This window comes from Limnohabitans sp., assembly GCF_046052765.1.
In the GTDB taxonomy this organism is placed as follows: domain Bacteria; phylum Pseudomonadota; class Gammaproteobacteria; order Burkholderiales; family Burkholderiaceae_C; genus Limnohabitans.
Genome location: NZ_JAVLFQ010000033.1, coordinates 23894 through 42873 on the forward strand (window position 1 = coordinate 23894; position 18980 = coordinate 42873).

The following is an 18980-nucleotide window of genomic DNA, read 5'->3' on the forward strand; positions in this document are numbered from 1 at the left end:
GAACTGAATGCATGCACTTGTTTTGATCTAAGTCAACTTCCAGGCTTGGCTTGACCGAATATCAGCGCCCAACGTGTGCGTTTTGTCAGGTTTCAAGCGCCCAAGCAACGCTTTCTTTGACCACCGGGTCGGGATGGCCAGCCCAAGCCTGCGCGGCCAAGCGCAAACTCTGTTGCTCTGCCTGCGGTACACCAGGCTTTGAACGCAAAGCATTACCGATGGCAATCGCCACATTGCGTAACCACCGCACATGGCCAATGCGGCGGATCGCACTGCCCTCGGTCTTTCGCAAAAAAGTGGCTTCATCCCATTGCATCAATTCCACCAATTGCGCCGAACCCAGGCCATGTCTTTCATCAAAATCAGGCAAGGTACTGCGCTTGGCGAACTTGTTCCAAGGACACACCAGTTGGCAGTCGTCGCAGCCGTAAATCCGGTTACCCATCAATGGCCTCAGTTCAACAGGTATCGAGCCCTTGTGTTCAATCGTGAGGTAGGAGATGCAACGTCGTGCATCCAATCGGTAAGGTGCGACGATGGCCTGTGTTGGACATGCGCTGATACAAGCCTGACAACTACCGCAATGCTCACTCGCAGGTTCGCTGGGGGTGAGCGCCATGTCAATCAAAATTTCACCTAAAAAGAAAAATGAACCGACGTCTCGCTGCAATACCAGCGTGTGTTTCCCGCGCCAGCCTAAACCGCTTTTGACCGCCAATTCGGCTTCGAGCAGCGGGGCGGAGTCGGTGAAAACACGATGCCCCAAAGGACCCACTGCTTCTTGCAGTTTGTGCGCCAGTTGTTGCAAACGTTGGCGCATGACCTTGTGGTAGTCACGCCCTCTGGCGTACACAGAAATCACTGCTTGCTCAGGTTGTTGCAAACGCGCCCATTCGTGTTGGATAAAGCGGTGTGTGTCAGTCACTGACTCAGCGTTGCCATCCATGTCGGTTGAAGCAACAGATGTTGTTTGGCTGAACGTCGACTCAGCAAGATGGCTTGCCGGCAGGTAATCCATGCGCGCAGTGATGATGCTCATGGTGCCCGCAAACAACTCCGTGGGTCGGGCACGCATCAGCCCATGACGCTGCATATAGTCCATGTCGCCGTGAAAGCCATTGGCCAGCCAAGACAGCAACCCTGGCTCGGCATCGGACAAATCCACAGGGGCTACGCCAATTTGGGAGAATCCCAGTTGTCGCCCCCAAAGCTGTAATTGCTCTGGTAACCCCTGCTGTTGAATGGACACATCAATCCTTTGAACCAAACGCCGATTGTAAAAACCCTGAACTGGCCTGATGAACAAGCGTGTCAGTCCTATGCACGCAGCCTTTCAGACAAGCCTTGGTTGCGTGATGCTGTGCTGTGCTTACAAGGCAACTTGGGCAGCGGTAAAACCACTTTTGCCCGTTACCTGCTGCAAGCGCTCGGTGTCACTGGACGCATCAAGAGTCCAACCTATGCCATTGTCGAATCATACGAACTCAGCAACGCGTTAAGGTCATTTTCAGCATGGCATTTTGATTTTTACCGTTTCAAGGATCCGCAGGAATGGGAAGATGCGGGGTTCAGAGACATATTCTCAGCACCTGGCTTGAAAATCTGCGAATGGCCTGACAAAGCGACAGGATTTTTACCACCCGCTGACCTTGACATAGATTTGCAAGTCAACGCAGATGAAAGTCGGGTGGTTCGTTTGACTGCCCACAGTGATATTGGACGAAAATTGCTTGCATGACATACCTTTTCGCCACAGATATCAGAGCGCACCGACCATGAACTTGCACAGACGCACACTGCTGCAAACTGGCACGCTTGCATTGCTATTGGGCAAGGCCCAATTGGCAAGCGGCGCCACCATTGTGGCGGTACGGGTCTGGCCAGCCAACGACTACACACGCGTCACGATTGAGTCAGACACTGCACTGGTGACCAAAAATACGTTTGTGTCTCAACCCCCGCGCTTGGCAGTTGATATTGAAGGTATTGAATTGAACACCGCATTGCGCGACTTGGTTGGCAAAGTGCGCAGCGACGACCCGTTCATAACCGGGGTACGCATAGGTCAATACACACCGACTATCGTGCGATTGGTTTTGGATTTGCGTCAACCCGTCAAGCCGCAAGTGTTCAATCTGGAACCGGTGCAGTCCGGGCAAGCCCATTTTCAACACCGCTTGGTACTGGACTTGTATCCATTCAAAGATATTGATCCGCTGGAAGCTTTGATCACAGAAAAATTGCGGGACGACAAAAAAACAAATATCAGCAAGGACCCGTTGGGCGAACTGATAGACAACAATGCCTTGTCAAAACCTAACGAGAATTCCAAAGCAGCCGCAGTTACACCACCCACTCAAGCACGACCAAACACTGCGCCCGACACGCCATCAGTGCCGCCATCACTGCCGCCGTCCATAACAGCAATCCCCAAACCAACGCCCCCATCACCAAGCACAGCGCCTGTGCAAAACCGGCCAGAGCCTGGCAGCACTGCAGGCACGCATTCCGGCAACGCAGCACCACCCACGGCCCCTACCAAACAAGCCTTAAACAAAAATGACCCCGAACCCAGTGTTGAACGCTTTGCAGTGGTTGCACTCGATCCGGGTCACGGCGGTGAAGACCCGGGCGCCATCGGCCCGGGCGGAACGCGCGAAAAAGATGTGGTGCTGCAAATTGCCAACCGCTTGCGCGAAAGAATCAATAAAACCGTATTGAAAACACGGCGCGGAGAATTGCCGTTGCGCGCGTTCATGACCAGGGATGCAGATTTCTTTTTGCCGTTGCATGTACGCGTACAAAAAGCACAACAAGTGCAAGCTGATTTATTCATCAGCCTGCATGCAGATGCTTTTTTCACACCCAAGGCCAGCGGCGCCAGTGTGTTTGCCCTGAGCCAAGGCGCAGCTTCTAGCGCTGCAGCACGCTGGATGGCCAATAAAGAAAACGGTGCAGACGCGATTGGCGGCCTGAACATCAAAGTGCAGGACCAGCATGTGCAACGGGCATTGCTTGACATGAGCACCACCGCCCAAATCAACGACAGTTTGAAACTGGGCAGCGAAATGCTCGGACAAATTCGCCGGGTAGGCAAACTTCACAAACCTCAAGTTGAGCAAGCAGGGTTTGCAGTACTCAAGGCGCCGGACATACCCAGCCTGTTGGTGGAAACCGCTTTCATCAGTAACCCTGAAGAAGAAACCTTGCTGCTGAGCGAGCAATACCAAAATAAACTGGCGGATGCCTTGATGAAAGGCATTGAGAATTATTTTTTACGCAACCCACCCATGGCCAGAAACCGGGCTGTGTAAATATCAAGCCACTGGCTTGCGTCGCGCTTGGAATGCAGCCCACAAGGACACCAACCCAGGAAGCACTATGAATGCCCAAATGATTTTTTCAAAATGCTGTTGTACCCAAGGGATGTTGCCAAATACATAACCGATGGCACCCACGCCAACCACCCACAGTACAGCACCCGAAACATTGAAAAACGTAAAACGCAATCTGTCCATGTGCGCCACACCGGCCACAAAAGGCGCAAATGTTCGAATGAACGGCAAAAAGCGTGCAGCAATGATGGTGATACCGCCGTGTTTTTCGTAAAACATATGCGCTTGGTCATACGCCTTACGGTTAAACCATCTGGTCTGACTGGCTAAGAGTCGTTGCCCGAAGTATCGGCCTATCAGGTAATTGCATTGGTCACCAGCAATCGCTGCAACCAGCATCAAACCTAAGGCCAAGGGCAGATTCAACACACCAGTTGCGCCCAAGGCACCAACGATGAACAACAACGAATCACCCGGCAGCAGTGGCATGAACACCAGACCGGTTTCAACAAACACAATCACAAAGAGGATCAGATAAATCCACGTGCCATGTTCTTGCACCAGCAGCGTCAAGTGTGTATCGATATGAAATATGAATTCAATCAAGTAGGCGAGTATTTCCATGTCGGGCATTATCAACGCTTTGTACAACCCTGAGTCTCGACCCGCCAAGGCTGTCTCAGGCACGACCTCTCAACGCCTTCATTCGTACTTGTCACCTAGAATCTGAGGGTGAATTTTTCTTCTACCCCCTCGCGCATTCGCGAACTCCCCGATGAACTCATCAGCCAGATTGCCGCTGGCGAAGTGGTGGAACGCCCAGCCTCCGTGGTGCGTGAACTGGTGGATAACGCATTGGATGCCGGCGCCTCGCAGGTAACCGTGCGCTTGGTGGAAGGCGGCGTGCGACTGATCAGCGTGGAAGATGACGGCGGCGGTATGCTGGACTTTGAGATGCCGCTGGCACTCAAGCGGCATGCCACCAGCAAGATCGCTAGTCTGCATGACCTCGAGTCTGTCGCCACCATGGGTTTTCGCGGCGAGGCTTTGGCTGCGATTGCAGCAGTTAGCGAACTGAGCCTACTTTCACGCACCGCTGAACAAGCACATGCCATGCAACTCGACGCGAGCAGCGGCGAGTTGCGACCCGTGGCACGTTCCGTAGGCACAAGCGTCGAGGTCAAGGAATTGTTTTTCAGCACACCAGCGCGACGTAAATTTTTGAAGTCCACAGCCACCGAATTGGCGCATTGCCTTGAATCGCTCAAGCGTCATGCACTTGCCCGCCCCGATGTGGGTTTTGCTTTGTGGCACGACGGCAAAATCATTGCGCAATGGCGAGCGCAGGCGCATGAAAAAGGCTTGGATTTACGTTTAGCTGATGTACTGGGTGCAGATTTTCTGGAGACATCGCTGTTGATAGACCACCAGCACGGCGCGGTACGTGTGCGTGGACGCGCCGGTGTGCCAGACGTGGCACGTGCGCGAACAGATCAACAGTATGCCTATGTGAACGGCCGGTATGTGCGTGACAAAGTCCTGTCTCACGCGGCACGAAGTGCGTACGAGGATGTGTTGCATGGTCAACGCCAACCGGTGTATGCGCTTTATCTGGAGATTGATCCGCAAAGAGTCGATGTGAATGTGCATCCGACCAAAATTGAGGTGCGCTTCAGAGACAGTCGTGAAGTGCATCAAGCGGTGCAACACGCCTTGACTGGTGCACTGTCTGTGTCGCGTGCAGGTCAAACACCACACGGTATGGCCCACAGCGAAGCGTCAACCAGAAATACTTTTGTGCAAGACAGGCAACAAGCCATCTCACGCTTGGAGCATTTTGGTGAACCAACCCCTCGGCTTGAAGAGCAGACCAGTCTGCCCTGGCAATCCCAGTCTGGCCAACCCTTGAAAGATCTGGGACAACTGTGGCAACCCTCGGCGGTCAAAGCCACTGAGCAGCAGCCATCGCCTTACATGCCCTTCAACTCTTTACCTTTACCTCAAGGTGAATGGCCGCTGGGTAAAGCGTTGGCGCAATTACAAGGTGTTTACATACTCGCTGAGAACGCCCAAGGCTTGGTGCTGGTAGATATGCATGCCGCACATGAACGCATCGTTTACGAACGCCTTAAAACACAACTGGCCGAGCATTCTTTACAAAGCCAAAACCTGTTGATCCCCGCTTCTTTCACAGCTACTGCCGAAGAAATCGCCACCACCGAAAGCCATGCCGAGGTGTTGGCTGCGCTGGGTCTGGATATTTCGATTTTGTCTGCCCAATCATTGGCAGTGCGACGAGTGCCAGCATCGCTGGCACAAGGCGACGCCGTCGCATTGGCTCGCAGCGTACTCACCGAGTTGGCGCAACACGATGCCCATCAGGTTTTGCAACGTGCGCGCGACGACGTACTGGCCGCCATGGCTTGCCATGCCGCAGTGCGGGCCAACCGTCAATTAACGATAGAAGAGATGAACGCTTTGCTCAGGCAAATGGAAGTCACCGAACGTGCAGATCAATGCAACCACGGACGCCCCACCTGGCGACTACTGACCATGCGTGAACTTGACGCCTTGTTTTTACGGGGTCGCTGATGCATGCGAATCTGGTGATTTTGCTGCTGGCATTGGCCATCGGTTTACAACCGGTATCTACCGATTTGTATTTGCCTAGCTTGCCCGGTTTGGCAGCCGATTTGAAAGCCAGTGTCGGCATGGTTCAGTACACCCTCACAGGACTGTTGCTGGCCTTCGGTACATCTCAGTTGCTATGGGGACCATTTTCCGACAAGGTGGGCAGGCGCCCCATCATGCTGTTGGGATTGGGTTTGTATTTGGTGGCGGCTATCGGTTGTGTGCTGAGTACCAGCATTGACACATTGGTGGCGTGGCGTATTTTGCAAGGCGCTTCCATGGGCGCAGTCATCACCAGTGCGCGTGCCGTGGTGCGCGATTTGTACGAACCCGCAACCGGCGCACGTGTCATGTCCAAAGCGATGACTGGTCTGGGTCTGATGGCCTGCACCAGTCCTCCCTTGGGTGGTTTTCTCAGCCAACACTGGGGCTGGCAAGTGGCATTGATGTCAGTGGTGATTTACGCTGTCGCTACGCTGTGCTTGGTGGCGTGGCGGTTTGAAGAAACCTTGTCGCAACCCAATCCACAAGCCTTGCATTTGCCGACCATGTTGCGCATCTGGTGGCAGGTGTTGTGCCATCCGACCTTTCGCGCATTCGCGCTTTTGTCGCTGGCAGGCTATGGTGTGTTGTTTGTCTATCTGGCGACTTCCTCGTTTGTGTTTATTCAAGTGCTGCATTTGTCCAGCCTGCAACTTGGCTGGATACTGTCTTCCATGTCCATCATGTACATCACAGGCACCATCATTTGCCGATTCCTGCTTCGCAAAATCGGCATGCGTCGCACCATCGCATTGGCTGGCATATCCAGCGCCTCCAGTGCCTTGCTGTTGACATGGATGATTTATGGTGGTTGGGCCAGCGCTGTCAGTCTGGTGCTGGGCATGTACCCCATGATCATTGCCCATGGTGTGCACCAACCCATCGGTCAAAGCGGCGCTGTCGGCCCGTTCCCTTTGTCAGCCGGCGCTGCGTCTGCGATGAATGGTTTTTTGATGATGCTTGCCGCATTCGCCACCGGTGCTTGGCTCAGCCACAGCATCGACGGCACTTTATTTCCTCTGGCGCATGGTGTGGCTTTTTGGGGTACGGTGTTGGCGTTGACCGCTTGGACCCTGGTGCAATGGCATGGTGAACCCGTCAAGGCCGATTGAATCCACGCATGAGGCACTGGCGCTGGTGGGACCGACCGCCAGCGGTAAAACCGCATTAGCCTTATCGCTGGCTCAAGAAATCCCTCTGGAAATCATCAGCCTGGACTCAGCGTTGGTCTACCAGGGCATGGACATTGGCACGGCCAAACCTTCGCGCGATGAAATGAAATCGGTGCCCCATCACTTGATCGATATCCGCGACCCCACACAAAGCTATAGCGCGGCCGAGTTTGTGCGCGACGCCACCCGCTTGATCAAAGAGATTCGACAACGCGGCAAACTGCCTCTTCTGGTCGGCGGCACCATGCTGTATTTGAAGGCTCTGGTCGATGGGTTGGACGATTTGCCCTTGGCCTCTCCATCGGTCAGAGCACAAATAGAAGCGCAGGCAGTGACAAAGGGCTGGCCTTCACTGCATGCCGAACTAGCAAGGGTAGATCCCATCACAGCACAGCGTTTACCGCCCAACGATTCGCAACGCATATCGCGTGCGCTGGAGGTGTGGCGTGTCAGCGGCAAGCCCTTGTCCTCATTTTTCGGTGCGACGCGAGAGGCAGGTCCAGCGATTGCAGTTGTGTCACTCGAACCCGTACAACGCACTTGGCTGCATCAGCGCATTGAACAACGTTTTGATCACATGTTGCAACTCGGTTTGCTTGATGAGGTGCGCGCATTACGCGCGCGCGGGAACTTGCATGGCGAATTACCCTCGATGCGTTGTGTCGGTTACCGCCAATGCTGGGATCTGCTGGAAACCATTCAGAACGAAATACCCTCTGCACACGACTTGCACAGACTGCGCGAGACGGGAGTGGCTGCCAGTCGCCAATTGGCCAAGCGACAATTGACTTGGCTGCGCAGCATGCCGCATCGCCATGTGTTGAACTGCGACCAGCCCGATTTGCCAAAGCAATGGCAAGCATTACTCAAGCGCTTGTCAGTGCTTTGACAAACCAATGAATGTATTATTTGAAGACGCGCATTTCGTGGTGCTGAACAAACCAGGCGGTGTGCTCAGCGTGCCTGGGCGCGGCGCAGACAAACAAGATTGCGTACTGACGCGATTACAAGTCATGCACCCGTCTGCCGTGGTGGTGCATAGACTGGACATGGCGACTTCTGGCTTGATGGTGTTTGGCTTGCACAGCGACAGCCAACGTGCCTTGAGCATGTTGTTTGAAGCACGACAAGTAGAGAAACACTATCTGGCATGGGTGGACGGCTTGCTGCCGTTGACTGACGGTTGGCAAACCATCAACCTGCCCTTGATGGCCGATTGGCCCAACCGTCCGTTGCAAAAAATAGATACCGATGGCAAACCCAGTGTGACGCAATGGCGCTGCTTGAAACACCATGCCAATCGCAGCACCTCTTTGCTGGAATTACACCCGTTGACCGGACGCAGTCACCAGTTACGGGTACATATGCAGGCCATCGGTCACCCCATACTTGGGGATGCGTTGTACGCCCCAGCTTGCGTCAGTGACCATGGCTTGATGTTGCATGCCAGCCGTCTTGGGTTGATACACCCGTTGACGCAGCAAGCTTTGCAATGGCAATGCGAACCACCCTGGCCGGTTTGACACTCTTTGCAGACTTTGCGCTTAAGACGCATGCGAAGCGCCCTCACACTCTGCTCACAACAACTGCCACAATCTACTGAATTAACGGAGCATCCACATGAAAAAACATCTCACCATCCTGACCGGCGCTTCACGCGGCATGGGCTTGGCCATGGCCGAGCAGCTTTGTCATGCCGACCAATGGGTGTTGTGCATATCGCGCGGTCAGTCCGACGCGTTGACGTCCATCGCCGACAAACACGGCGCACACTTGGTGCAGTGGCAAGCCGACTTGGCGCAACCCGCCACCGTGTCTGAGAAGCTGTCGCATTGGTTTGACGCACTCAATCCCGAAGAATTCGCATCAGCCACCTTGATCAACAACGCTGGTCTGATCGGGCATTTGGGGCCAATTAACGATGCATCAGCCGAGCATTTGCTGCAAGGCATAGCCGTCAATTTGCAAGCGCCGGTGTTGTTGAGTTCGGTGTTTTTGAAACACACACGTACATGGAAAATGCCGCGCAAGATCTTGAATATTTCTTCCGGTCTGGGTCGCCGCCCCATGGCTGCCAGCGCTTTGTATTGCGCCGGTAAAGCCGGGTTAGACCATTTCACCCGCTGTCTGGCGCTGGACGAAGCCCTGCACGCCAATCCTGCCAAAGTGGTGTCTTTGGCCCCGGGCGTGATAGATACCGACATGCAAACCGAACTGCGCTCAGCCACCGGTGCAGGATTTCCTGACCAAACCCGTTTTGTGCAGATGAAAGATACCGGTGCTTTGACCACGCCAACAGTCGCAGCAGCCCAAATATTGGCCTATTTGCAACGCCCCGACTTCGGCGACAACCCGGTGGCCGACGTCAGGGATATTTAATTGGGGTCAGACTCCAATTAATTCAGGCGTTTATCATCCACCCAAGGATTTAAAAACATGAACACTCAAACGACTACCTTAGACGAACAACCCACGCTCACCTGGTCTGACGACTTGGTGATGAACATGGACAAAATGGACCAGACGCACCGCGAGTTTGTTGACTTGCTGGCCGCCACTGAACTGGCCCCCGAAGACAAGTTGATAGACAGTTTCATCGAGTTGATCGCCCACACCGAAGAGCATTTCAACGGCGAAAACCAATGGATGCAAGATGTGAGCTTTGGACCTGGCGGCTGCCATACCGACGAGCACGACATGATTTTGAAAGTCATGCGTGAAGCACTGCGACGCGGTCAGGAAGACGGCAACTTGAAACTGGTGCGGCAACTAACCGGCGAACTTGCCGTATGGTTTGACGGCCACGCCAAAAGCATGGACGCGGTACTGGCCATGTTTTTGAAAGAAGTGCAATACGACCCGGTCACCCGCATCGTGCACAAACCCCAGGTGCTGCCCGAGGGCGTGCAAGCCGGTGAATGCGGCGTGCCTTTGGATGAGGCCAGTTCGCAGGTTTGATATTTCCGTGCTTAAAAAAAAGGGCCTGAGGGCCCTTTTTTTCATACGAAAGAGTTAATTGCGGCAATTAATCGGTCTATTCACCGCAATTTATACGGTAAATAACTTGCTATCTCAGTCATTATGGTGCTTAATCTCCGTATGAATAGCGGAGAAAAAACCTATATCTGGCAATCAGATGCCTGGCCGAACTGGCGCTACGACCTGTCAGCAATTGCGAATCAATTGACTACCGTCAGTCATGCCCAAGGTCTGCTGATGGGCCGATTGGCTGATGTAGGCATGGCTGTGCGAGATCAGGCCGGCATCGCTACATTGACAGATGAGGTGGTCAAGACCAGCGAAATCGAGGGCGAAGTGCTTAACGCAGACTCTGTGCGCTCGTCCGTCGCGCGGCGTCTGGGCGTGGACATCGGAGCAGTGGCACAGGTAGATCGGCATATAGATGGCGTGGTCGACATGGTGCTCGACGCAACCCTGAACAGTGACAAACCCCTGAGCGCTGAGCGACTGTTTGGCTGGCATGCTGCATTGTTCCCCACCGGTTATTCGGGGCTGAACAAAATCACTACCGGCCAATGGCGGAATGATTCAGATGGACCGATGCAAGTGGTTTCTGGTCCAGTGGGACGGCGCAAGGTTCACTTTGAAGCACCCCCCGCACACACATTGCCCAAAGAAACCGCAGACTTCATCACATGGGCTAATGCAGCCACCGGAGAACCTGCACTGGTCAAAGCAGGCTTGGCGCATCTGTGGTTTGTCACCTTGCATCCTTTTGATGACGGCAACGGTCGCATGGCACGCGCCGTGGGCGATCTTTTCTTGGCTCGCGCAGACAGCAGCCTGCAACGCTTTTACAGCTTGTCCGCACAAATACAGCGAGAACGCAAAGACTATTACGACATCTTGGAACGCACACAAAAAGGAACCCTGGATGTCACCCAATGGCTGACATGGTTTCTGGTCACACTCTACCGCGCCATAGAGAGCTCGCATTCCACGCTGGAAAAGGTGCTTGTCAAAGCGCTTTTCTGGCAACGTTTGGCAGGCGTCGCGTTGAACGAAAGACAGGTGAAACTGCTCAACCGAATGCTCGACGGCTTGGAAGGCAAACTCAGCAGCAGCAAATGGGCGGCTATCGCTAAATGCTCACCTGACACTGCACTGCGCGACATCACCCAACTGATGACACTTGGCGTGCTGCAAAAGTCAAACGGGGCGGGACGCAGTACGGGGTATTTGTTGGTGGATGCAGATGTTGCTCGGTGATCTGTGCATTTAGGTAATTAAGTGTAGCTATCCGGGGTGAGAGAGGGAGCTACAACAAGGCAATGTACTCGCTGCATTCGGCGGCCGAGCCATTGCCACGCCAAAGCGTTTTCGGCTGTCCAAAATCACATCCGCTCTCTGGCCAGTGCCGCCCCTTTAGCCAACGCCTCCAGTTTCTTCAACGCCACTTCGCGGCTCATCGGCGCCAAGCCGCAATTGGTGCATGGAAACAAGCGTTCTTTGTTGACAAACTTCAGCGCCTTACCGATGGTGTCGGCCACTTCCTCGGGCGTTTCAATCGCGTCTGCCGCCACGTCGATGACGCCAACCATCACGTCTTTACCTTCGAGCAAAGCAATCAAATCCATAGGCACGTGAGAATGGAAACACTCCAAACTCACTTGGTCAATGCTGCTTTTGGCCAGAGCTGGAAATATTTTTTCGTATTGGCGCCATTCATGGCCAAGTGTATTTTTCCAATCTACATTCGCTTGTATGCCGTAGCCATAACAAATATGGACAGCCGTCGTGCAAGTCAAACCAAGGGCTGCACGCTCCAGCGCTTTCACACCCCAGTCAGCGGCTTCCTCCATGTAGACATTGAAAGCCGGTTCGTCAAACTGAATGATGTCCACACCATCGGCTTGCAACGCCAACGCCTCTTGGTTTAACAGTTCTGCAAAAGCCATCGCCATTTTGACGCGGCCAGCGTTTCCTTCGCCATAAAAACGGTCGGCCACGGTGTCGACAATCGTCATAGGACCGGGCAAGGTGAATTTGATTTTTTTCTTTGTATGCGCCCGCAGCAATTGCGCTTCCATGGCGTGCACACGGCCTTTGAGTTTCAAGGCTGATACCACCTGCGGCACCATGGCGTCGTAGCGGTTGTTGCGAATGCCCATCTTGACTTTGTTTTCAAAGTCAATGCCTTCGACTTGCTCTAAAAAACCATGCACAAAATGTTGCCGCGCCTGTTCGCCGTCGCCGATGATGTCCAGTCCTGCATCTTCTTGCGCTTTGATCCACAACAGCGTGGCATCTGCCTTGGCTTGACGCAGTGCATCGCCCTCGGCTTTCCACTGCGGCCAGAGTTTTTGCGTTTCAGCCAACCACTCGGGTTTGGGCAGGCTGCCCGCAATTGATGTTGCAAACATGGAAAGTCTCCGTTATAAAAATATCAAACCAGCGCGACCTCAGGCGAGCAATGCGCCCTTTCGGTCAAAGAAAATACCCGCGACAACAATTCAAATGAACGCAGTTGCACTTGCGGGTCGTGCGCCCAAGTGCAGACCACCAGTTCATCGAGTGCCAAATGCGCCGCCAACGCGCGCATTTTGTCAGCGGTTTGGGCGGCAGTTCCAACCAATGCATCGTCGCACATGGCTTCCATGGCGAAAGCATCTTGCGGGCTCAAATCTGCTACTGCCATATCTGGCGGCAGCAAAGCTGTCACCCTGCCCCGGTTGCGTTCGAGTCGCCAACGTGCGCGGCTTTGAAACTGGAACCACGCTTGCGCTTCGGTGTCAGCCGCCAGCGCAGAAACGCAAATCGTGGCTTGCGGTTTGTCCAAATATGCGCTGGGTTTGAATTGGCTGCGGTACAAATCCAGCGCTTGTTCACAGCCAACACCATCACTGAAAAAATACGCGAACGCATAAGGCAAACCCAAGTGTGCTGCGAGTTGCGCCCCATAGTTGGAGCTGCCCAATATCCAAAGCGCAGGGGTGGTGTCGCTGGTCGGTTGTGCAATGACGCCGTGGCCAGGGTGACCCGCCGGTAAACCATGGTTGCTGACCCAAGCTTGCAATTCCATCACCTGTTGCGGAAAACGCTCGGAGGCATAGCGGTCCGGGTTGAGCAACTGCGAGGTTCGCCCGTCACTGCCAGGTGCGCGTCCTAATCCCAGGTCTATGCGACCAGGGGCCAGCGCATCCAAAACACGAAATTGTTCGGCCACTTTGAATGGTGCGTAATGCGGCAGCATGACACCTGCGCTGCCAAGTCTTATGCGCGTGGTGCGCGCCGCAATCGCCGCCAACAACACCTCAGGCGCGGTGCCTGCGATGCTGGGCAGGTTGTGGTGCTCGCTGACCCAAAAACGCCCATAGCCCCATTCCTCGCAACGCTGCGCCAAAGCCAGCGTCTGGCGAATGGAGGCATCTTGCGGTTGCCCGTGAGAAACGACAGATTGATCAAGCACAGAGAGTTTCAACATGGGATTGATCATACGCAAGCAGCTTTGTCTGCAAATTCAGGTCATTCAATCCCTTGGACAGCAATTTAACTAAGGGCTTTCCTGCCCTTTTGAGTCTTGCATTTGCGTTTACTATGCGCTTGTACAGCGGAAGCTTCATTTCTCGTTGGAGTATCAAAGGAGTTATCCATGCTGGTTAGAGCTTTTTACATCAGTCGCAGCGCCGGTCCACAAACCAGTGTGGTCACAGGTTCCATTCTCAAAACGGCCATGGTATTTAACCGGGTGAACCAAATCAGCGGCGTGCTTTGTCAAGGCGACGGTTTTTTTCTGCAAATGCTCGAAGGCGATCGCGGTGTGGTCAATCAGTTGTATGGACGGATCGTGCGGGACTCGCGCCACAAAGACGTGGAACTGGTCAAGTATGAAGAAATTAAACAAAGAAAATTCAGCCAATGGTCCATGGCATTGATTAACTTGTCTGACACCGACCCGATGGTGGTCATGCAACATCCGGAGTTCGATCCTTATTCGGCCACCAGTGCAACCTTAGAACAACAAATTGACGAATGGATCAGCAGCGGAAAACCGATTCAGTAATCCTGTCGCGATGATTAAGCGGTCTTGGCCATCTCCGCTTCCTGCAAACTGCGCCACATGACTTTGCCGCTACCGCTTTTAGGCAATGCGTCTGTGAATTCCACCAACTTAGGCGCTTTATACACTGCCATGTTGTCGCGACACCAAGCCATGATGTCGGCCTCACTCACCTGTCCTTGCTGACCTTGGCGTAGCACCACAAATGCTTTGACGGTTTCACCGCGATAGCTGTCCCGCGCAGAGACGATACAGGCCTCCTGAATTGCGGGATGGCGAAACATCAAGGCCTCAACTTCGGCTGGCCAGACCTTGAAGCCTGACGCATTGATCATGCGCTTGAGCCTGTCGGTGATGAAAAAATACCCTTCCTCGTCGACATGACCCAAATCGCCTGAACGGAAATAACGTTGACCCTCCAACTCCATGAAAGCCGCCTGCGTTGCGTCGGGCCGCTGCCAGTAACCGTCAAATATTTGTGGACCGCGCATGATGATCTCACCTTGCTCCCCGACCGCCGCTTCTTGCAAAGTGTCTGGATGAATCACGCGGGCATCCACACCGATAAACGGAACTCCCAAACACTGTTGCTTGGGCCGGTCTGGTGGATTGCTGTGCGAAGGCGCGGCGGTTTCGGTCAATCCATAGCCTTCGACATAACGCAACCCGTACAAATCCAGCAAACGCTGGGCCACCGCTTGCGGCATGGCAGCACCGCCGCCGCCAATAGCGATCAACGATGACAAATCGTATTGGTCAAACGTAGGGCTGCCCAACAGGTCGATCACCATGGTGGGAATATTGGTCCAATGGGTGATGCGCCGCTTAGAAATCAAATGCCCTGCGTAATCGCGGTCCCAGCGCGGCATGAGCACCAGGGTGACGCCGGCATAAATGGAGGTGTGCATCACAGCAACCATGCCGGTGATGTGGAACAAAGGCACCACGCACAAGGCGATGTTTTCCTGCGTCACGTTATGCCAAATGGTGGCAGACATGGCGTTGTGCATGATGCTGCGGTGCGGGTGCATACAGCCTTTAGGCAAACCCGTGGTGCCGCTGGTGTAGGGCAACACCGCCAAATCATCTGGCCTTACGTTGTAGTCAGGCGCAGACGCTGTATTCGCCATCACCGTTTGCCAATTGTGAATTTGGCCAAGCTTGAAATCAAAATCCTCATGAGTAGCAGTCAACCATGATTGCCAACTTGCAGGCCATTGCTCAGTTGACTGATGCTGAGGATCAAAAGCATCGGTGTAATGTGTCACCAACATGTGCTTCAAACCAGGGCTTCCGACATCGTTGCTGGCCATCGCCATATAGCCCGCCAGATCAGCCGTGGTAATCGCAATGCCCGCACCTGCATCGGTGATGTAATGTTCAAGTTCTTTGGCGCGGTTCATTGGATTGACAGGCACCACCACTGCATTGGCTCGCAATATGCCAAAGTGTGCGACCACCCATTGAGGACAGTTTTGCATGTAAAGCAATACCCTGTCTCCTTTGTTAACACCTAAGCTGGACAACCACGCGGCTATGCGCTCGGCCTGTTGTGCCAGTTGGCTGTAACTGAGGCGGGTGCCAAGAAATACCAACGCATCCTTGTCAGGAAAACGTCTCGCGCTGATCTCTAGGTTGTCCCACAAAGTGGTGTGGGCAGGTGTCAAGCTGTGCGGCACGCGAAGCGGCCAATGTGCGTAGTGAGTTTTCATGTCTGCCAAGGCTAGCGGCAGTGGACAGAAGTAGCAAGAGTAAACGCACTGAGTACATGTCGCCAGCAGGTCACTGCATGACTGCTGCAACAAGACCAATAACCAAGGCCGGACTTGACAATGGGTGATGAAGCTGGATTTAGACGATATCGAGCTGTATGGACGGTTTTTTGGCAGGTGTGCGCAAGCTCAACATGGCTTCAAAATACCCTTTGAGCCAGCCCATGTCTATGGGCTTTTGCAACAAATGCGTGCCTGGAGGTAATTCGCCATATGCCTTGATTTCCGCCTCATTCAAGCCTGTGATCACGATCACGGACATGTGAGCGTATTGGGGATGGGCGCTGAGTTGGCGCAACATTGCCACACCATCAATGCCTGGCATGCGTAAATCGGTCAACAAAACTTGAGGATTGACCACTGAAATATCGAGCAACGCCTCTATGGCCGACGCTTGCAATATGGCATCTAGGGGTAAATCCCAGGCGTCAAAGTGGGCTTGGTACATGGCTCGCGTGTTGTCGTCATCTTCCACCACCATGACCTTGAGAAATTTGCCTTGATGGCTTTGCGCCTTGGGGGAAATATTGGCCCGGTTTTGGTATTCGTAAATAGACTGAATGGAAATACGCCTGTGCCCACCTTGTGTTTTCCAGGCGATGAGTTCATTTTTTTCCACCAGAGATTGAATAGAACCCACTGACAAATTGAGCAATTTGGCAGCGTAACTGGTTCCGCAATACTCATCAGATGAATCAGGAATTGCTTTGTGGCTCATGGAGTCTCCGCTGAGCTTGGTTTAACCAAGAAAGATGTTTGTCATTAAAAATGAATATTTTAATTGTAATTTAAATGAAAACATCTCCATTTTATTAATTTTTAAGAATTAATAAAATATTTCTTGATTTCCTCAACTGAAAGCCAAAAAAAGTGTTGTTATTTTACTTAAGCGCCTTGTAACGCATGCGTTTGGGCTTGGCACCTTCCTCGCCCAAACGCTTTTTCTTATCAGCTTCGTATTCCTGGTAATTGCCGTCGAAGAAGGTCCATTGCGAATCGCCCTCGCAAGCCAGAATGTGGGTGGCGATGCGGTCGAGGAACCAGCGGTCGTGGCTGATCACCATGATGCTGCCGGCGAATTCGAGCAAAGCGTCTTCCAACGCGCGTAAGGTTTCCACGTCCAAGTCATTGGACGGCTCGTCCAGCATCAACACATTGCCGCCAGCAATCAAGGTTTTGGCCAAGTGCAAGCGCCCGCGCTCACCGCCGGAGAGCGTGCCCACGCGTTTTTGCTGGTCGCCGCCGTTGAAGTTAAAGCGTCCGCAATACGCCCGGCTGGCCATCTCGAACTTGCCAACGGTCAGAATGTCCAAGCCGCCGGAAATGTCTTCCCACACGGTTTTTTCATTCGCCAAATCGTCGCGGTTCTGGTCGACAAAAGCCATCTTCACGGTTTGGCCGAGTTTGATCTCGCCGCTGTCGGGCTGCTCTTTGCCTGCAATCATGCGGAACAAGGTGGATTTACCGGCGCCGTTGGGTCCGATGATGCCAACGATGGCACCCGCTGGTACTTTGAAACTCAGGTTGTCAATCAACAAACGGTCACCGAACGATTTGCTGACATTGGTGAATTCGATCACTTCATGGCCTAAGCGCTCGGCCACGGGAATGAAAATCTCTTGTGTCTCGTTGCGCTTTTGGTATTCGAAATCTGACAACTCTTCAAAGCGTGCAATACGCGCCTTGCTCTTGGCCTGACGGCCTTTGGGGTTTTGACGCACCCAATCGAGTTCTTTCTTCAAGGCCTTGGCACGTGCCTCTTCGCCTTTTTGTTCTTTCTCTAAACGGTCCTGCTTTTGCTCCAACCAGGTCGTGTAATTGCCTTTGTAGGGAATGCCGTGGCCGCGGTCGAGTTCCAAAATCCATTCGGCAGCGTTGTCAAGGAAATAGCGGTCGTGGGTGATGGCCACCACGGTGCCGGAAAAACGCGACAAAAACTGTTCCAGCCAATCGACAGACTCGGCGTCCAAGTGGTTGGTCGGCTCGTCCAGCAGCAACATATCGGGTTTGGAGAGCAGCAACTGGCACAAGGCTACTCGGCGTTTTTCACCGCCGGACAAATGCTCGATCACGGCGTCCCACGGCGGTAAGCGCAACGCATCGGCTGCGATTTCCAACTGGTGCTCGCTGTTGTCGCTGCCAGCGGCGGCGATGATGGCTTCTAACTGGCCTTGCTCGGCAGCCAAAGCGTCAAAGTCGGCATCTTCTTCAGCATAGGCTGCGTACACCTCTTCCAAGCGCTGCTTGGCTTGAATCACTTCTTCCATACCGCCTTCCACCGCTTCGCGCACGGTTTGTTCAGGGCGCAACTTCGGCTCTTGCGGCAAATAACCGATACGCAAACCTGGCATGGGCTGGGCCTCGCCCTCGATTTCCTTGTCGATACCGGCCATGATTTTGAGCAGCGTGGACTTACCCGAACCGTTCAAACCCAGCACACCGATCTTGGCGCCGGGAAAAAAGCTGAGCGATATATCTTTCAAAATATGGCGCTTGGGCGGGACGATTTTGCCGACCCGGTTCATGGTGAAAACGTATTGGGACATGGAATGACTCTCTAGACGGTGCGCCACACAGCGTGGCGGCGGGTAACTGGGGATTATCTCTGCTTCAAGTGAAGGCTTTATGTTTGGAGTGAATTTGTAGCAGCGGCAAGTAATAAATAAGCCGAATACAGCATCATTACAAACATTGAGCCATCAGGTTTTCTATCAGTCTGCAGAGTAGTTTTGAATCAACTCACTCGAGGGCACTATGTAAAAGGCAAGTTGAAACTCGGCTTAGATTGCAAGCAAATCTCAGTTGCCAGACACCAAGCATTGAGCTTTTCCAGGTACCGCTGACTTGACCCATAGACCCTAGAATGTCTTCGGGCACTTTCATGCCACAATACACACCAGTTGACGCCACCAGTTGCTTCAACATCAGCGCTTCTGCTGGGGCCGGATCAAACCAAGCGTTTGTTACCTACCTGCCCAAATGTGTTTCCTCGGTCTTTAGCTGGCTG

At 53.5% G+C, this 18980-nt stretch carries 17 protein-coding genes; 10 read left to right on the top strand and 7 right to left on the bottom strand.

The annotated features are described in order from the left end of the window. Positions 1 to 85 precede the first annotated feature (85 nt). Positions 86 to 1249, bottom strand: coding sequence for a tRNA epoxyqueuosine(34) reductase QueG (gene queG / locus AC9UG7_RS04175; protein ID WP_509584573.1), 1164 nt, complete (start codon positions 1247 to 1249; stop codon positions 86 to 88). Here queG and tsaE point away from each other — a divergent pair. Further along, positions 1238 to 1738, top strand: a complete 501-nt coding sequence (tsaE, locus tag AC9UG7_RS04180; RefSeq protein WP_509584576.1) for a tRNA (adenosine(37)-N6)-threonylcarbamoyltransferase complex ATPase subunit type 1 TsaE — start codon at positions 1238 to 1240, stop codon at positions 1736 to 1738. The two genes, queG and tsaE, sit on opposite strands and share 12 nt — an antisense overlap. Positions 1739 to 1775: 37 nt before the next feature. Beyond that, positions 1776 to 3314 carry an N-acetylmuramoyl-L-alanine amidase gene (locus tag AC9UG7_RS04185; protein WP_509584579.1) on the top strand — a complete coding sequence of 513 codons (1539 nt, stop codon included), beginning with the start codon at positions 1776 to 1778 and terminating at the stop codon, positions 3312 to 3314. A 3-nt stretch (positions 3315 to 3317) separates the two neighbouring features. On the opposite strand, the gene AC9UG7_RS04190 is transcribed toward AC9UG7_RS04185, so the two are convergent. Continuing rightward, positions 3318 to 3959 (bottom strand): VTT domain-containing protein, encoded by a 642-nt coding sequence (locus AC9UG7_RS04190; protein ID WP_509584620.1) that lies wholly within the window; start codon positions 3957 to 3959, stop codon positions 3318 to 3320. Positions 3960 to 4067: 108 nt separating this feature from the next. Between AC9UG7_RS04190 and mutL the strand changes: the two genes are divergently transcribed. From mutL to AC9UG7_RS04225, 7 genes are all read left to right on the top strand, one after another. After that, the gene (gene mutL, locus AC9UG7_RS04195; protein ID WP_509584582.1) at positions 4068 to 5927 is read left to right on the top strand and encodes a DNA mismatch repair endonuclease MutL; all 1860 of its coding nucleotides are present in this window, start codon (positions 4068 to 4070) and stop codon (positions 5925 to 5927) included. Beyond that, complete coding sequence (locus AC9UG7_RS04200) at positions 5927 to 7120, top strand: multidrug effflux MFS transporter (protein ID WP_509584585.1); 1194 nt, start codon at positions 5927 to 5929, stop codon at positions 7118 to 7120. The genes mutL and AC9UG7_RS04200 overlap by 1 nt, the downstream gene beginning before the upstream one ends. Then, entirely contained in the window at positions 7095 to 8069 is a 975-nt protein-coding gene (gene miaA, locus AC9UG7_RS04205) for a tRNA (adenosine(37)-N6)-dimethylallyltransferase MiaA (RefSeq protein WP_509584588.1), read from the top strand. The genes AC9UG7_RS04200 and miaA overlap by 26 nt, the downstream gene beginning before the upstream one ends. A 7-nt stretch (positions 8070 to 8076) precedes the next feature. Beyond that, positions 8077 to 8703, top strand: a complete 627-nt coding sequence (locus AC9UG7_RS04210) for an RluA family pseudouridine synthase (protein WP_509584591.1) — start codon at positions 8077 to 8079, stop codon at positions 8701 to 8703. Between the two features lie 97 nt (positions 8704 to 8800). Beyond that, on the top strand, positions 8801 to 9559 hold the full coding sequence (locus AC9UG7_RS04215; protein WP_509584595.1) for an SDR family NAD(P)-dependent oxidoreductase: 759 nt from the start codon (positions 8801 to 8803) through the stop codon (positions 9557 to 9559). Between the two features lie 57 nt (positions 9560 to 9616). Further along, positions 9617 to 10138 (top strand): hemerythrin domain-containing protein, encoded by a 522-nt coding sequence (locus tag AC9UG7_RS04220; RefSeq protein ID WP_509584598.1) that lies wholly within the window; start codon positions 9617 to 9619, stop codon positions 10136 to 10138. A gap of 141 nt (positions 10139 to 10279) precedes the next feature. Beyond that, a complete protein-coding gene (locus AC9UG7_RS04225) occupies positions 10280 to 11410 on the top strand; it encodes a Fic family protein (protein WP_509584600.1) in 1131 nt (376 codons plus the stop codon). A 125-nt stretch (positions 11411 to 11535) separates the two neighbouring features. Here the strand turns inward: AC9UG7_RS04225 and AC9UG7_RS04230 are convergent, their stop codons facing one another. Both AC9UG7_RS04230 and AC9UG7_RS04235 read right to left on the bottom strand, forming a co-directional pair. Then, positions 11536 to 12564: a methionine synthase gene (locus tag AC9UG7_RS04230; protein ID WP_509584603.1), complete on the bottom strand. Its 1029-nt coding sequence runs from the start codon at positions 12562 to 12564 to the stop codon at positions 11536 to 11538. Between the two features lie 23 nt (positions 12565 to 12587). Beyond that, positions 12588 to 13622 carry an LLM class flavin-dependent oxidoreductase gene (locus tag AC9UG7_RS04235; RefSeq protein ID WP_509584623.1) on the bottom strand — a complete coding sequence of 345 codons (1035 nt, stop codon included), beginning with the start codon at positions 13620 to 13622 and terminating at the stop codon, positions 12588 to 12590. A 171-nt stretch (positions 13623 to 13793) separates the two neighbouring features. Between AC9UG7_RS04235 and AC9UG7_RS04240 the strand changes: the two genes are divergently transcribed. Further along, the gene (locus AC9UG7_RS04240) at positions 13794 to 14204 is read left to right on the top strand and encodes a BLUF domain-containing protein (protein ID WP_509584606.1); all 411 of its coding nucleotides are present in this window, start codon (positions 13794 to 13796) and stop codon (positions 14202 to 14204) included. A 14-nt stretch (positions 14205 to 14218) separates the two neighbouring features. Here the strand turns inward: AC9UG7_RS04240 and AC9UG7_RS04245 are convergent, their stop codons facing one another. The 3 genes from AC9UG7_RS04245 to ettA form a co-directional block, all read right to left on the bottom strand. Beyond that, the gene (locus AC9UG7_RS04245; protein WP_509584609.1) at positions 14219 to 15913 is read right to left on the bottom strand and encodes a long-chain fatty acid--CoA ligase; all 1695 of its coding nucleotides are present in this window, start codon (positions 15911 to 15913) and stop codon (positions 14219 to 14221) included. Positions 15914 to 16052: 139 nt separating this feature from the next. After that, positions 16053 to 16691 (bottom strand): response regulator, encoded by a 639-nt coding sequence (locus tag AC9UG7_RS04250; RefSeq protein WP_509584612.1) that lies wholly within the window; start codon positions 16689 to 16691, stop codon positions 16053 to 16055. 163 nt (positions 16692 to 16854) lie between these two features. Next, positions 16855 to 18519: an energy-dependent translational throttle protein EttA gene (ettA, locus tag AC9UG7_RS04255; protein WP_509584615.1), complete on the bottom strand. Its 1665-nt coding sequence runs from the start codon at positions 18517 to 18519 to the stop codon at positions 16855 to 16857. Between the last annotated feature and the right edge of the window lie 461 nt (positions 18520 to 18980).

Coding starts and splice junctions, on each gene's coding strand:
- AC9UG7_RS04185 (WP_509584579.1), top strand. CDS start 1,776: ATGAACTTGCACAGACGCACACTGCTGCAAACTGGCACGCTTGCATTG.
- AC9UG7_RS04190 (WP_509584620.1), bottom strand. CDS start 3,959: ATGGAAATACTCGCCTACTTGATTGAATTCATATTTCATATCGATACA.
- AC9UG7_RS04200 (WP_509584585.1), top strand. CDS start 5,927: ATGCATGCGAATCTGGTGATTTTGCTGCTGGCATTGGCCATCGGTTTA.
- miaA (WP_509584588.1), top strand. CDS start 7,095: ATGGTGAACCCGTCAAGGCCGATTGAATCCACGCATGAGGCACTGGCG.
- AC9UG7_RS04210 (WP_509584591.1), top strand. CDS start 8,077: ATGAATGTATTATTTGAAGACGCGCATTTCGTGGTGCTGAACAAACCA.
- AC9UG7_RS04215 (WP_509584595.1), top strand. CDS start 8,801: ATGAAAAAACATCTCACCATCCTGACCGGCGCTTCACGCGGCATGGGC.
- AC9UG7_RS04220 (WP_509584598.1), top strand. CDS start 9,617: ATGAACACTCAAACGACTACCTTAGACGAACAACCCACGCTCACCTGG.
- AC9UG7_RS04225 (WP_509584600.1), top strand. CDS start 10,280: ATGAATAGCGGAGAAAAAACCTATATCTGGCAATCAGATGCCTGGCCG.
- AC9UG7_RS04230 (WP_509584603.1), bottom strand. CDS start 12,564: ATGTTTGCAACATCAATTGCGGGCAGCCTGCCCAAACCCGAGTGGTTG.
- AC9UG7_RS04240 (WP_509584606.1), top strand. CDS start 13,794: ATGCTGGTTAGAGCTTTTTACATCAGTCGCAGCGCCGGTCCACAAACC.
- AC9UG7_RS04245 (WP_509584609.1), bottom strand. CDS start 15,913: ATGAAAACTCACTACGCACATTGGCCGCTTCGCGTGCCGCACAGCTTG.
- AC9UG7_RS04250 (WP_509584612.1), bottom strand. CDS start 16,691: ATGAGCCACAAAGCAATTCCTGATTCATCTGATGAGTATTGCGGAACC.
- ettA (WP_509584615.1), bottom strand. CDS start 18,519: ATGTCCCAATACGTTTTCACCATGAACCGGGTCGGCAAAATCGTCCCG.